This is a genomic window from Frankia casuarinae, from assembly GCF_000013345.1.
Classification (GTDB): Bacteria; Actinomycetota; Actinomycetes; order Frankiales; family Frankiaceae; genus Frankia; species Frankia casuarinae.
On record NC_007777.1, the window covers coordinates 3,608,458 to 3,621,105 of the forward strand.

General features: G+C 70.1%; 14 protein-coding genes and 1 tRNA gene. 5 read left to right on the forward strand and 10 right to left on the reverse strand.

What is annotated here, in order from left to right; genetic code table 11:
- Nucleotides 1-44 precede the first annotated feature (44 nt).
- Nucleotides 45-863, reverse strand: a complete 819-nt coding sequence (locus FRANCCI3_RS15285; RefSeq protein WP_011437425.1) for an alpha/beta fold hydrolase — start codon at nucleotides 861-863, stop codon at nucleotides 45-47.
- A gap of 87 nt (nucleotides 864-950) precedes the next feature.
- Here FRANCCI3_RS15285 and FRANCCI3_RS15290 point away from each other — a divergent pair, with 87 nt between their 5' ends.
- Entirely contained in the window at nucleotides 951-1,373 is a 423-nt protein-coding gene (locus FRANCCI3_RS15290; RefSeq protein ID WP_011437426.1) for a MarR family winged helix-turn-helix transcriptional regulator, read from the forward strand.
- A 68-nt stretch (nucleotides 1,374-1,441) separates the two neighbouring features.
- Here the strand turns inward: FRANCCI3_RS15290 and FRANCCI3_RS15295 are convergent, their stop codons facing one another.
- A complete protein-coding gene (locus tag FRANCCI3_RS15295) occupies nucleotides 1,442-3,352 on the reverse strand; it encodes an acyl-CoA dehydrogenase family protein (RefSeq protein ID WP_011437427.1) in 1,911 nt (636 codons plus the stop codon).
- Nucleotides 3,353-3,562: 210 nt separating this feature from the next.
- Between FRANCCI3_RS15295 and FRANCCI3_RS15300 the strand changes: the two genes are divergently transcribed.
- Nucleotides 3,563-4,732, forward strand: a complete 1,170-nt coding sequence (locus FRANCCI3_RS15300; protein ID WP_011437428.1) for a hypothetical protein — start codon at nucleotides 3,563-3,565, stop codon at nucleotides 4,730-4,732.
- 265 nt (nucleotides 4,733-4,997) lie between these two features.
- Here FRANCCI3_RS15300 and FRANCCI3_RS15305 read toward each other — a convergent pair whose 3' ends face one another.
- The 5 genes from FRANCCI3_RS15305 to FRANCCI3_RS26320 all read right to left on the reverse strand — a co-directional run bounded on the left by FRANCCI3_RS15305 (nucleotide 4,998) and on the right by FRANCCI3_RS26320 (nucleotide 7,687).
- Nucleotides 4,998-5,846, reverse strand: a complete 849-nt coding sequence (locus tag FRANCCI3_RS15305) for a hypothetical protein (RefSeq protein ID WP_011437430.1) — start codon at nucleotides 5,844-5,846, stop codon at nucleotides 4,998-5,000.
- 7 nt (nucleotides 5,847-5,853) lie between these two features.
- On the reverse strand, nucleotides 5,854-6,093 hold the full coding sequence (locus FRANCCI3_RS27525) for a hypothetical protein (protein WP_198030986.1): 240 nt from the start codon (nucleotides 6,091-6,093) through the stop codon (nucleotides 5,854-5,856).
- Between the two features lie 190 nt (nucleotides 6,094-6,283).
- Nucleotides 6,284-6,745, reverse strand: a complete 462-nt coding sequence (locus FRANCCI3_RS15310) for a radical SAM protein (RefSeq protein ID WP_011437432.1) — start codon at nucleotides 6,743-6,745, stop codon at nucleotides 6,284-6,286.
- 54 nt (nucleotides 6,746-6,799) lie between these two features.
- Entirely contained in the window at nucleotides 6,800-7,012 is a 213-nt protein-coding gene (locus tag FRANCCI3_RS15315; protein WP_011437433.1) for a DUF397 domain-containing protein, read from the reverse strand.
- Nucleotides 7,013-7,207: 195 nt separating this feature from the next.
- Nucleotides 7,208-7,687, reverse strand: coding sequence for a hypothetical protein (locus FRANCCI3_RS26320; protein ID WP_023841280.1), 480 nt, complete (start codon nucleotides 7,685-7,687; stop codon nucleotides 7,208-7,210).
- 162 nt (nucleotides 7,688-7,849) lie between these two features.
- Between FRANCCI3_RS26320 and FRANCCI3_RS15325 the strand changes: the two genes are divergently transcribed.
- Both FRANCCI3_RS15325 and FRANCCI3_RS15330 read left to right on the forward strand, forming a co-directional pair.
- Nucleotides 7,850-9,163 carry a hypothetical protein gene (locus FRANCCI3_RS15325; protein WP_011437435.1) on the forward strand — a complete coding sequence of 438 codons (1,314 nt, stop codon included), beginning with the start codon at nucleotides 7,850-7,852 and terminating at the stop codon, nucleotides 9,161-9,163.
- Nucleotides 9,163-9,747, forward strand: coding sequence for a GNAT family N-acetyltransferase (locus FRANCCI3_RS15330; RefSeq protein ID WP_011437436.1), 585 nt, complete (start codon nucleotides 9,163-9,165; stop codon nucleotides 9,745-9,747). Before FRANCCI3_RS15325 ends, FRANCCI3_RS15330 begins: the two co-directional genes overlap by 1 nt.
- Before the next feature lie 51 nt (nucleotides 9,748-9,798).
- Here the strand turns inward: FRANCCI3_RS15330 and FRANCCI3_RS29125 are convergent, their stop codons facing one another.
- The 3 genes from FRANCCI3_RS29125 to FRANCCI3_RS15345 form a co-directional block, all read right to left on the reverse strand.
- Nucleotides 9,799-10,668 (reverse strand): tyrosine-type recombinase/integrase, encoded by an 870-nt coding sequence (locus FRANCCI3_RS29125; protein WP_011437437.1) that lies wholly within the window; start codon nucleotides 10,666-10,668, stop codon nucleotides 9,799-9,801.
- Between the two features lie 192 nt (nucleotides 10,669-10,860).
- Nucleotides 10,861-10,932: transfer RNA gene (locus FRANCCI3_RS15340), tRNA-Val, on the reverse strand.
- A gap of 101 nt (nucleotides 10,933-11,033) precedes the next feature.
- Nucleotides 11,034-11,492: a peroxiredoxin gene (locus tag FRANCCI3_RS15345; RefSeq protein WP_011437438.1), complete on the reverse strand. Its 459-nt coding sequence runs from the start codon at nucleotides 11,490-11,492 to the stop codon at nucleotides 11,034-11,036.
- Nucleotides 11,493-11,952: 460 nt separating this feature from the next.
- On the opposite strand from FRANCCI3_RS15345, the gene FRANCCI3_RS15350 reads away from it, so the two are divergent.
- The gene (locus tag FRANCCI3_RS15350) at nucleotides 11,953-12,555 is read left to right on the forward strand and encodes a DUF4234 domain-containing protein (RefSeq protein ID WP_232235024.1); all 603 of its coding nucleotides are present in this window, start codon (nucleotides 11,953-11,955) and stop codon (nucleotides 12,553-12,555) included.
- The last annotated feature ends 93 nt before the right edge of the window (nucleotides 12,556-12,648 follow it).

Genomic DNA, 12,648 nt, shown 5'->3' on the forward strand with positions numbered 1-12,648 from the left:
CAACACCGAACCTATGGATGGTTCTCCCTTGTTCAGCTGGGATGTCAGTAACTGCCCACGTCGAGCAGTGCACCAAGCAGTTCCTCGGGCGTCTCGACCTGCGGCAGGTGGCCGGACCGGGGCAGCAGCGTGAACGTCGACAGTGGGATCGCGGCGGCATAGGCCCTGCCGTATTCCGGGTCAACGATGCCGTCACTTTCGCCCCACAGAACGTGGGCTGGGATGTCGAGACCACCCAGCCGCTCGGCCAGCGTCGGGTCCGACATGACCGGGCCCGTGTACCCGACCAGCGCTCGCACATCCGGGCTCGGCCCGGCATCGCCGGTACCCGGCGAAGCAGGCATCTTGCTCGGGTCATGGAAGGAGAACGACCGGATCTCAGTAGGCGAGAGACCGCGGACATCGAGCATCGGATGGCCGTCGACGTCAATACCAATACCGTCGATGATCACCACGCCGCTGACCCGGGGGCTCTGCTGCAAGGCGATCTCGGCAGCGAGCCACCCACCGAAGGAGTTGCCGACGACGGTCACATCCGTGAGGTCGAGTTGCTCGATCATCGCTACATATATCCGGGCGAGCTCGATGACTCCCGTCAGCGCTTCGGCCTTCGGCGTACCGCCGAAGCCGGGGTGAGTGGGCAGCAGTACCCGGGAGTGGGTGCGCTCGGCGAGCAGATCGGCGAAGCCGGTCATGGTGACCGTGCCACCTCCACCGTGCAGGAGCAGAAACGGCCGGGTGCGGTCGCGGTCCTGGACGGTGATCTCGACCGCTCCCGCGGAGCCGACCTGGAGCGTGTGGGTGTGGGTGTGGGTGTGGGTGTGGGTGGGCCGGAGGGAGCCGGCCATGATCGGAGTACTCATGATTCCTCTCTTATTGACAGGAATATAAGTAACCTTATATCAGCTTCATGATACAAGCAACCTTACTCGACGCGCTAGGCTCAGGCCGTGAGATACCGCACCGCGGACGTCGCCTTGTCCGTCAAACGCCTGCAGTACCGCCATCACCGCGCGCTGAGCCGCGCGCTGGCACCATTGGGACTCTCACTCGCGCAGTGGGACACCCTGCGTCACCTGCACCGGCACCCGGACGCATCGCTGCACGACCTCGCAGTGCTGACGTTCCAAACCGACCAGTCCTTCGGCTCCCTGGCGGCCCGGATGGCCGCCCGCGGGCTGATCGAGCGGGTTCCGGGGCCGGGCCGTGCCGTGCGACACCGGCTCACCGAGGAGGGCGCGCGGCTGCGCGCGGCCGGCCAGGACGCCGTGGACGCCGTCTTCGATTCCTCGTTCCGCGCCCTGTCGGCCGACCAACTCGACCAGCTGGGCGCGCTCCTGGACGCGGCCCTCGGGCCCGACCCGACCGCGTAGTGGAAGGCCGGCCCAAGCCCTCTGGTGCCGCGCCGCCTGCCCGGCATGATCACGCGAGGCGCACATGGTCAGCCCGCGGCGAGCAGGTCGACGGCCGGTCGAGTCGGGACCGCCCGCTGCCGCTCCGCGGCGAGGAACGGCCCTTCGCCGCTCGGGTCCATCACGCCGGACTCGGCCCAGCTGAAGCGGCCCGCGAGCACCTCCTGCGCCGCCGTGTAGTTGCGGGCGTCGTCGTTGCGCCACAGCGCCGCGAAGGACGCCTCGACCCGGCGTCGCGCCTGCCGGCAGAACAGGTCGGCCAGGTCGGTCGCGGTCGGCTCGCCCTCCTCGTCGAGCATCCGGGCCCGCACGACCGCCGCGCTGATGGCGAACAGTTCGGCGCCGATGTCGACGAGACGCCCGAGGAACGCCTGCTTCTTCTCCAGCCCGCCCTGCCAGCGAGCCATCCCGTAGAAGGTCGACCGGGCGAGCTTGCGCGCCGAGCGCTCCACGAAGCGCAGGTGCGTGCTGAGCCGGCCGAATTCGAGGAACGAGCGCGGCGACGTCCCACTGCCGACGGCGAGGCCGGGCAGCCAGCGGCCGTAGAAGGCAGCCGCCCGTCCGGCGCTGCGGGCCTTCGCCGCGACCGGCGCGTCCGGGGAAATGATGTCGCCGGCCACCGCGAGGTGGGTGTCCACGGCCTCCCGCGCGATGAGCAACCGCATGATCTCGGTGGAGCCTTCGAAGATCCGATTGATGCGCAGATCGCGTAGCATCTGCTCGGCCGGTACCGGTCGTTCCCCCCGGTTGGCCAGGGACTGGGCGGTCTCGTACCCGCGGCCGCCGCGGATCTGGACCAGCTCATCGGCGATCAGCCAGGCCATCTCGCTGGCATACAGCTTGGCCAGGGCAGCCTCGATCCGGATGTCCCCGCGTCCCTCGTCGGCCATCAGGCCGGACAGCTCCAGCATCGCCTCCAGCCCGAACGTGGTGGCGGCCGTGAACGCGATCTTCTGGGCGATGGCGTCGTGCTGGCCGATGGGCCGGCCCCACTGGACGCGGTCCCGCGACCATTCCCGGGCGATGCGCAGCGCGTACTTGGCGCCGCCCACGCAGGTCGCCGGCAGGGCGAGGCGGCCGGTGTTCAGCGTCGTCAGGGCAATCTTGAGCCCATCGCCTTCCCGCCCGAGGCGGTCCGCGGCCGGGACCCGGACCCGCTCGAAGCTGGTCACCCCGTTCTCGATGCCGCGCAGACCCATGAACTCGTTGCGGTGCTCCACCTTCACGCCGGGTGCGTGGGCGTCGACGATGAAACACGTGATGCCACCGCGATGACCGGCCGAGCGCGGGACGACCGCCATGACCACCAGCCGATCGGCGATCACACCGTTGGTGGTCCACAGCTTGCGGCCGCTCAGCTCGTAGGCGGCGCCGCCCTCGACCGGCACCGCCTGGCTGCTCATCCGGGCCGGGTCGCTGCCCACATCGGGCTCGGTCAGCAGGAACGCGCTGATCTCCTCGCGGGCCACCTTCGGCAGATACGTCCGCTTCTGCTCCTCGGTACCGAACCCCAGGACCGGCTCGGCCACGCCGATCGACTGGTGCGCCGAGAGCAGCGTGGGCAGGCTCGAATGCCACGAGCTGGACAGTTCAAGCGCCCTGTTGTAGTACACGGTGGTCAACCCGAGTCCGCCGTACTCCTCGGGGATCTTCATGCCGAGGGCGCCTATCCGCCGCAGCCCGTCGATCACCTGCTCGGGCAGCCGCCCGTCCCGCTCGATCTGCAACGGGTCCACCGTTTCCCGCAGGAACGACTCGAGCTGGGCCAGGAACGCCTCCCCCCGCCGCCGGTCGCCCTCCTTCGGCCGCGGGTGCGGGGAGATCAGATCGAGCCGGAGATGACCGAGGAAAAGCTCCTTGCCAAACGAGGGAAGCCGCCACTCGGCCTCCCGGGCCGCCTCGGCGACCCTGCGCGCTTCCCGTTCTCCCACCTGCGCCATGTCTCGCCTCCCCGTCCGTGAGCGGCATCCCGTCCGTCAGCGGTATGCAGTCCGTCAGCGGTATGCAGTCCCTGCCTACCCGTACTCCTACCCGCACCGCGCCCATCCGCACGAGCTGGGTGAGCCCCACCGAGCGGTGTAGATCGGGGCTGCTGGACCCCCATCCCCAACACGATCATCAGCCACCCAACGCTGAGCGGGTACGCGCGGATGATCCTGATCTGGCTTCTCTCCCACACACCCGAGTACTTGGCCACCGTCAACGCGGACGCTGTCGAGCGCGAGTTCCGGGGCTGGGGTCGGCGGGTCGTTGCCGCCGCTCTCAAGGAGCTTGAATCCTCCGGGCATCTCGTTCGGAGACGGGTTCCGGGTCCGGGTGGTCGGGTGATCTGGGCTCCGTTGGCGGTCCGGGCCATGCCAGAGAGTGGTGATGCGAACACGCCAGCGGAACTACCGGTTTCGGATGGTCCGTCAGCGGAACGTCCGTATGTGGATAACCCCAACCACAGGGCAGAAACCACCCCGCCCGACCCGATCGAGGCCAGCACCGCGGAGGACGACCCGCCGGATCCCCGCCCCTCGCTGCCCTCTCCCGACCCCAGCGCGGCCAGCTCCACCACAGGCAGCAAGGCAGGCGGGGAGTCAGCTCCCGCCGTACCCGCCGGTGCCGACCTGGTCCAGACGCTGATCGACCTGGTCCGTGCGGTGACCGGGCAGACGATCGACCGGGACCTTGCCGGCAAGGGGGTGGCGATGGTCCTGCGGGCGAAGGACGGCACACCGCGGCCTGTGTCGGATCCGGTGGCCTACCTGCGGACAGCGGTCGAGACGGCGCCCACACGGTTCCTGGAGACGTTCGTCCCGCCGCGTGCGGGCAGCGCCCACAGCCGGCCGCGGCGCGGCTTCGACCCGAACGCGACGATCCACGAGCCGCGTGGCATGACCGGCCTGGACATCGACCCTGCTACGGGGTGGCCGGTCGACATGAACCCGGGTGGACGCCCGCTGCGCCGGAAGGAGACCGCCCGCGCCTTCGAGGCTGAGCAGGCCCGGGTCACAGCGTCCGGTCCGGCCGGTGACCCGTCGAAGCTGGTGTGCCTCACCCACCCGACGGCCACGTTCCACCCGGACGGGACGTGCCCGGAATGCCGCCCAGCAGCCACGCACACCGCCGAACCGGGATGGACGGCGTGGATGTCTGCGCCCACGCCCCGTACGGCCAGCACGGGCCTGCCTGCGTGGTGTGGCTCCTGCGGTGGGGACGCCGGTCACTCCCCGGCCGTCATGCAGGCCAACCCGTCGTACCGGACGGACACCGGCCGGCCCCGCGGCACCCCTTGCCCCCGGTGCCACCCGGATGGGATCCGCGCCAGCGCATGAACGGGCATCGGACACCCCTCGGGCCGGTCACTGGCGCTGGCGTGGTCGGCGTGCGCCGGCCCGGCGCGGGTCACCAGCGACCGGTCCGTGTAGGCGCCGGCGAGCTGACCCCGGCGCAGCATCCATGCTCCGCCGTCACGTTCCCACCAGGACGGCACGAGCAGATGCCGCGGGGTGTCGGCGATCTGCTCGTGCCAGCGGGAGCCGGGATGCGTCACCTGGCCGGCCAGGGCGCGGGCATGAGCCCGCCACTGTTCCGGCGCCATCAGGACAGGATCTCCGCGGCGACCCGGTGGAGGGCGGGGCAGAGCCCGACCTCGTCCCGGTAGTGGGTGAAGTCGGAGAGGATGTCGGCGGCGTTGACGAGGATCGCGTACCGGCCGGACGGGCTCGACAACACGTCCGCGAACGTGGTGTAGATCCGGGAGGCAACGTCAGGGACGGCCAGGGCGGTGCAGTACAACCGGGCCGCGCCGTAGCCGGCGACGTTGGTGCCCCAGTGCTCCCAGTCCAGGATCATCAGGTTCGGGACGGTGACGTTGCCCCAGTGCAGGTCGAGATGTTCGGTGCTGCCCCACCCTGGCACGGCATCGGCCGGTGCAGGACGACCGAACACGGCGTGCAGCAGGTTGGTGTACCGGTCGATCCGGTTTCCCCAGATCTCCCGCCCGGTCGGCTGCCGGGAGAGCGCGTCCAACGATGCACGCAGGTCCGCCAGCCACGCCGAGGACAGGTCGAGCGGCCGCCCCAGGTACTGATCCCCGGGTGTGGCGGGCGGGTCCGGCACGTAGGTCATCAGCTCGGCGCAGACCGGCACCGGCACAGGGTCGGGGTGGGTCCATTCGGCGCTGTCGAGCAGCGTCGGTTTACAGATCCCGGTCAGGGGCCCGGCGTCGCGGGTACCGTGCCACGGCTCCACGTCCATGGCGTCTTCGAGGAACGGGGCGACCCGCAGCCACGCCGTCTCTCCGCGGTGGGTGACCGGCCCGCCGATGACGTTCCCGGACGCGCTGAGGGCCGGCGCGCCCTGCGGCTGCACCCCGAGCTGTGCAGCGCCGTCACGCCAGACCGACCCCATCCAGGCGTCGTCGACCCGGACCGGCACCCACCTCATCGCCTGCTCACTTCCCCTTCGGCTGGCAGTTCGACCCCTTGTTACCGGTATCGGACGGGGTGCAGGACGGGGCGCACGACGACGCCGGGGCGCACTTCGGGTTCGGTTTGCACGCCATCGGCACTCCGACATGCCGGCGGGCCTGGTCGAGCGCCTCGACCTGGGCGCCGAACGCCTCCCCGGCCAGGATCGCGCCGAGCCCGGTCCGCCGGACGTTGCCGCGACCGCATGGCGGGTGAACACACACGGAGACACCGTGCCATCCGGCAGAACCGCGGCAGTGCCGTGCCCGCAGCCCCCGCACGTGTCGGCCACGTCGACGCCGGCCGGCGCGGCACGACCGAATCCGCGGGCCTGGTCGCGGCCGGTGTCGGTGACCCCGAGGGCGACCAGGTCGGCGTGTGCGGCGTCGATGTCCGCACCCGCACCGGTGTCGATCAGGCCGACACGCAGCGGTACCGAGCGGCGGACCGCTTCGGCGATGTTCGCGCGGGTCCGGGCATGCGAGCCCGGCCGGCCCGTGACCGTCTCATGGCCGGCTGGGTCGGCCGCGTAGTGTAGCTGGTCGCCAGCCGCACCCCGGGCAGGGTGAAGACCTTCCACAGGGCGGCCGTGACGTGCAGCAGGTTCGTGTAGATCTCCACCTGTAGTCCGGCGGCCAGCGCATGGCCGACCAGGCCGGCCAGGCCGGGGTGCAGCGTCGGTTCCCCTCCGATCAGCTGCACCATCCCCACACCGAGCTCGGCCGCGGCGTCGATCACCGCACGCCAGTCGGCCGCACTCATCGTCCCGTGGTCCCCGAGCGGCGACGAGTCCGCGTAGCAGTGGCCGCATGCGAGCTGGCACCGGCCGGTGATCTCCAGCCATAAGAACGTCGGGGCCTCAGCAACAACAGTCATGATCGTGCTCCCTCGCGTTGAGGTTTACCTCCGGGCGGCTACCCGGCGGCGCGATCAGAGGTCGTCGTACTCGCCGCGTTTCACCGCGGCGACGAGATCGGCCCACGCCTGCGGCGTGATCCTTATCGGGGGGCCGAGGGACGAGCGGATCAGGACCCGGTGCTCCCCGCGGGCTACCTCGACCACGTCGACCGCGTTCCGGTTCATCCGTGACGGGCGGCGCCACGGCGATGTCACGTCGGCCGGGGCCAAGCTGGACGGCTGCACGGGACGGGTCCTCTCATGGTGGGGCCCGCCTGCCGCGGCGGAGCGGGTCGGCGCCGGGGCAGACGGGGAACGTGGGGCCTCCCACCCGCAGGCCGGAATCCGGGACGCCTGTATCCGACAGGCGCCCCACCTCGGGTGGAAGGGCCGTGCGGGAGGAGACCGCCAGGTTTGTGGACGACGAGGCGGCCCCTCGTCTCAGGGGCCGGGCAGTCCGGCGGGGATCGCCGGCCGGGACGGCACCGACACCCAGCGCAGAATGTCCGGGTGTCGCGCGGCGTAGTCGTCGGCCGCGTCCAGCGAGGGGAAGCCGAGGACAGTCCCTACCGGGTCGTCGTCGTGGTCGAGGACGACCACCGTCCACAGCCGGTCGCCCTCGGGGTCGACTGGTGCCCGGCGAGCCTCAGCGACCCTGACCCCACGGACGACCCGGGTTCGCAGCGGCCCGTCCGGGTCAGCCACCGCAGCATCCCACACGGCCTGCGGTGTCCGGGTGGGGAGGGGCGGGAGGGGGCCGCCGCTCGCGTCTGCGGCTGGCCCTCCTCCCGCCCCGGCCACGGGGCCCTGCCCGGCCAGGGAACGCCCCGCGGCGGTGAGGGGCAGGCCAAGGCGGACCCGGTGGCAGGCGGAGGGCATCCGGCCGGCGGACCCGCCTGGCGCCCGCATGGGGGAAGTCACGATGCGCTCCTCTGCTGGTCCGGGAAGGTGGCCGGCGTGTGTCCCTCCGCGCACGACCCATCACACAGCGCGTGACACCTCGATGGGAGGGTGAGATCTTCTGTCCCATGGGTGGGAAAAAATGTCTCACCCATGGCGCACCGACGGCCGAGGGGAAACGTCGTGCACGCTGATGGGGTCGAGGCACTGAAGGCGCAGTTGGCCGAACGGTTCTGCCAGCTCCAGGCCGAGAAGGGCCTTACAGGCACTGAGCTGGAGAAACGCACCACCCACAACCGGAAGAACGCCTCCGCCATCCGCAACCGCGGCCGGCTCCCGACCCGCGACATCCTCCAGGCGTACGACCAGGTGTTCGGCACCCGCAGCGAGCTAACCGACCTCGGTGAACGAATCCGCGCGGCGCAGAAGGCGGTACGGCTGACCGAGTTGACCGCCGCGGCGGGGGTAGATATCCCCGAGCCGCAGGCCGCAGAGTCGGAAGGGGAGGTGAGGGGGACGGACAGGCGAACGTTCTTCGAGCTCACCGCGGCCCTTGCAGCCGACACCTATCGGCGGCGCGCGCGGCTCGGTCCTGATGCGCTGACCCTCGCCAGCCTTGATGGGGCGGTGGACCGTCACGCAGCCGCCTTCACGAGCACGCCTCACGACGCGCTCGCGCCCGAGGTGTTCAGGACCTGGCAGTCTGCGGAGAAGCACATCGAATCCGGGGTCAAGCCACGCGCACACGCGAAGTTGACCCGTGTGGCTGGGTTGTCCGCTTACATGCTCGCCCGGCTTGCCTTCAACATGGGCGACCAGGACGCATCCCAGCAACTCGTGATCCAAGCCCGGGACCACGCCGAACAGATCGATGACGATGTGCTGACGGCGTCTGTTGCCGCGATGGACTCCACTCTGTGCTTCTACAGGCAGCAGTACGACGAGGCGGCGAAGATCGTCCGTAAGGCTGGGGCAGTCGCGGATCACCCCTACACCCGGGCCCGCCTGTTCGCCTACGAGGCCCGCGCCTACGCCGCGTTCGGCGACCCGACGGCCACGCGGGAGGCGCTCGCACGCATGAATGCGGCCGTCATCGAGACACAACCACGGCCGGGGAGTTCCCCGTTCGGCCGAGCGAACGCCGACTGGTTCACCGCCGGGCTGCTCGCCCGGCTGGGTGCTGGTACGGAGGCCGAGCCGCTCGCGCGTCAGGCTGTCGAGGCGTTCGATAGCGGCCGGGCCACAGGCTTCGAGGACCACGGCCATGCCCTTATGGTCCTGGCGACTACTCTGCTTCGCCGTGAGCGTCCGGACCCGGCGGAAGCCGCGATGCTTGGCAGCCGCGCATTGGAGCTGGTAGCGGACCGGCCTACGCACACCGTCGTTACGCGCGCCTGCCGCCTCGTCAACGATCTCTCCGGGTACGGCTCGGTGCCGGAGGTGACCTCTTTCCGGGAACAGCTCACTACCGCCCCGCGTCCCGCTTTGATGGGCTGATGACGTTGGAACTGGCCGAGCCCACGCCCCAGGTCTACGTGCCGACCGTGACAACCCGCCGGCTGAGCCTCAGCGGCTGGACAGCCGTGGACATCCCGGCGTACACGGCGATGGCAGCCCACCCGGATATGAGCGCGTACACCGGTTCACCGGCAGACGAGGGCGCGGTCTGGCGAATGTTCGCTTTCCAGGTGGGGCACTGGGCGTTGCAGGGGTTCGGGATGTGGCTCGCGCATGACCGGACGACCGGCGAGTTCGTGGGCCGGGTGGGGCTGTACGAGGAGTACGGCTGGCCCGGCACCGAGGTGGCCTGGACCATCCGCCGGGAACGGTGGGGCGAGGGCCTCGCTACCGAAGGCGGCGCTGCGGCCCTGGAGTATGCCTTCGAGGTGTTGGCCCGGGAGCGGCTGATCAGCATCATCCACCCGGAGAACGCGGCCTCGATCCGTGTCGCGGAGAAGCTCGGCCTCGCTCTGGCCGAAGGTCCGGTAGACCGGGGCGGGAGACCCCGGAACATCTACGCGATCACCCGCCACGACTGGGCCGCTCGCCGGCAGGCCAGCGCCCCCGCCGACACAGGCTGAGCGGCCGAACCGGGAGGCCGCATGTGATCGTATGGGTGGCCATAAGATCACTCAGAACACCCGCGGTCGGCCCGCCTTCCCTCGCTGCGAAAGAAGTGCGAAGGAACTGCGAAAGAACCCCCGGGTGGCCGATGTTGACCTTCGCGGAGCCGGGAAGGTCAACATCCACGGTCGGCGCACACAGACCGGACCGCCTCCGTGGCCTGGCGGAGCGTGTCGAACAGGCTTTACGCGGCCGGGTCCTCCGCCTCGCCGCGGCCGCCAGCCCGAAGCCGCACTTCGAGGTGCATCCGGACGGCGCTGTACCGACGGTCCCCCTCCGGGGACGACACCCTGATCACATCCATGACCTCGGCGAGCACGGTCGCTGCCTTCGAGCCGAATCTTCATGCTGCCCATTCTCCGTGCGTGGTGTGCCGGCCCGGCCTCCCGGGGTCGCTGGCCCGTCCCGAACGGGACGGCACGGGCCCGGCGGCCCTTCGCCACGATGTGGATCACGTCCTGGGTGAAGTCGACGTCTTCGACGGTGAGGTTCGCGATCTCGGCGCGACGCGCACCGGTGTCCATGAACAGGCGGATGATCGCCTCGTCGCGGCGGGACACCAGGTCCCGGCAGGCACAGCCGGCGAGCAAAGTCCGGATCTGATCGTCGGTGAGAACGGGCACCGGCTGTTCGGGGACGACGGGCGGGCGCATCCGGTCGAGCGGCGACCGGTCGAGATCCTCTTCCTCGGCGAGCCACTGGCCGAACTGCTGCAACGCCCGGAAGACGAGGGACACGGTTGCCGGGGCGTGGGTGGCCGCGTAGTCCGCCAGGAAGGCTTCGACGTGGGAGCGTTCCAACTCGGCCGGGTCGGCCGGGCCGCCGTTCGCGGCGAGGTGGCGGCCAAGCGCGCCGCGCTCACCCGTCTCGACGATCATCTGATCGGCGGCTGAGATGCCCCACTCCCCCCGACGGCGGCCCGGCAGGCGTGCTACACCGGTTGCTACAAACGGTCGGATTTCCCGGCCCCAGAGGCGCCCCGTCGGGGGGTTCGGGGGGTCGTCCCCCGACTAGCATCGCGGCTGCTGGCGCAGTTGATCGCAGATCAACAAGCATGCGGAACCAGCCCGTGGGCGCGGCAGGGATCGAACCTGCGACCACTCGCTTGTAAGGCGAGCGCTCTTCCGCTGAGCTACGCGCCCGGGAGATGACGAGGCCGACTAAGACTACGCAGCGGCGAGCCCCGGCGGGAGCCGGCCCTCCACGACTCCCCAGACGCAGGCCGGCTCCCGCAAGGACGATCTTAGAGGATGGCGAGCGCCTTGAGGTACTCGGCCTGGTCCCGCGCGTCGGGGATGTTGTTGACGACCTTCCAGCGGACAACACCCTCCTTGTCGATGACGAAGGTGCCCCGCAGGGAGATGCCCCGCTCCGCGTTGAAGACGCCGTACGCGCTCGCGACGGCGCCGTGCGGCCAGAAGTCGGCGAGCAGCGGGAACTCGTAGCCCTGCTGGTCGGCCCAGACCTTGTGGGCGAACGGCGAGTCGACCGACACGGCCAGCACCTGGACGTCGTCGTTCTGGAACGAAGCGAGATCGTCCCGCACGGAGCACAGCTCGCCCTGGCAGACGCCGGTGAAGGTCAACGGGTAGAACAACAGGACCACGTTGCGCTTACCCTGGAACTCGGACAGCGTGACAACCTCGTTGTTCTGGTCCTTCAGCGAGAAGTCCGGGGCGACGGAGCCAACCTCGACGGCCATGGGCTCTTCCTCTCCACAACGGTGGGGAACTGATCAGGGACCGGTGACCACAACGGGTGATCACTACGGCGGCGGGCCCCGCGCCAGATCCGGCGAAGGTACTCACCGATCGGCATGGATGTCCCGATCCAGCATGCCATTGCCGGCTACCTCGAAGCTGGCCACCCATCCGCGGCGTGCCCTACACGACCTTCCGGATCTCCGCCGTACCGCCTGGAACCGCACCCGACCTGGACGTTCACACGCATGCTCGACAATCAGATCACGGCGATCAGATCGGGACGAAGGGTGTCCTTCCCGGTCCGGTGACCCCGATGCGGCGGGTGCGCGGGTTTTCGAGGCCAGAGTGCCCTAGTCTGGCCGATCGACGCGGGAGCCGCACCCGCCGGACATGCGTGGGGGCATGGTGCCGTGCCCCGCGGCCACCACTGGTATGGACACCGATGAGGACAGGGCCACGTTGACCAATCAGAGTTCCACCCCGCACGGATACCCCGCCCGGGAACCCCACCCGATCGACGGGCCGGGCACATCCACCGGCGGATTTCCGATCTATGCGTTTCGTGAGTCTCTGACCGGCCACGAACCGCAGCAAGGCTACCCCGCCACCCCCGACTACGGGACACCGGGTCTGGCCGGACCACCTGGTTCCCCCGACACGTTCCAGGGGTCCGGCCTACTCGGGAGGAGGCGTAACCCCTTCGCGGTGTGGCTGGGTCTTCCTCTGATCACCCTGGGTGTCTACCCGTTCGTCTGGATCTACCGGACGAACAAGGAACTCGCCGAGTATGACCGGCGCATCGAGGTGAACCCGACGCTGTCGCTGCTGGCCTTCCTGATCGGCTGGGTAATCATCGTCCCGCCGTTCGTCGCGGCTTGGCGGCTCGGCACCCGCGTCCGCGACGCCCAGCGTGCGGCCGGGGTAGCCGAGACGAATCCGGTCCTGGCCTTCGCTCTCTTCCTCATCGGCGGCGGCGCGCTGGTCCTGCAGTTCGGAATCAACCGCATCTGGGACCGCTACCCCGGGGCGGTCGAGGGCCAGCAGGTGCCGCTCTACCGGTGACCGCCCTACCGGTGACCGCCCGCCGCCCGGCCCACCTGGAGCGCCGCCCACGGCGGCGAGAGACGCCCATACACCCCGCGTACGTCCCGGAGG

Bases quoted from the DNA above. Each gene is read 5' to 3' on its own strand.
- FRANCCI3_RS15285 (WP_011437425.1), bottom strand. From the start codon at position 863: ATGAGTACTCCGATCATGGCCGGCTCCCTCCGGCCCACCCACACCCAC.
- FRANCCI3_RS15295 (WP_011437427.1), bottom strand. From the start codon at position 3,352: ATGGCGCAGGTGGGAGAACGGGAAGCGCGCAGGGTCGCCGAGGCGGCC.
- FRANCCI3_RS15300 (WP_011437428.1), top strand. From the start codon at position 3,563: ATGATCCTGATCTGGCTTCTCTCCCACACACCCGAGTACTTGGCCACC.
- FRANCCI3_RS15305 (WP_011437430.1), bottom strand. From the start codon at position 5,846: ATGAGGTGGGTGCCGGTCCGGGTCGACGACGCCTGGATGGGGTCGGTC.
- FRANCCI3_RS15310 (WP_011437432.1), bottom strand. From the start codon at position 6,745: ATGACTGTTGTTGCTGAGGCCCCGACGTTCTTATGGCTGGAGATCACC.
- FRANCCI3_RS15330 (WP_011437436.1), top strand. From the start codon at position 9,163: ATGACGTTGGAACTGGCCGAGCCCACGCCCCAGGTCTACGTGCCGACC.
- FRANCCI3_RS29125 (WP_011437437.1), bottom strand. From the start codon at position 10,668: ATGATCGTCGAGACGGGTGAGCGCGGCGCGCTTGGCCGCCACCTCGCC.
- FRANCCI3_RS15345 (WP_011437438.1), bottom strand. From the start codon at position 11,492: ATGGCCGTCGAGGTTGGCTCCGTCGCCCCGGACTTCTCGCTGAAGGAC.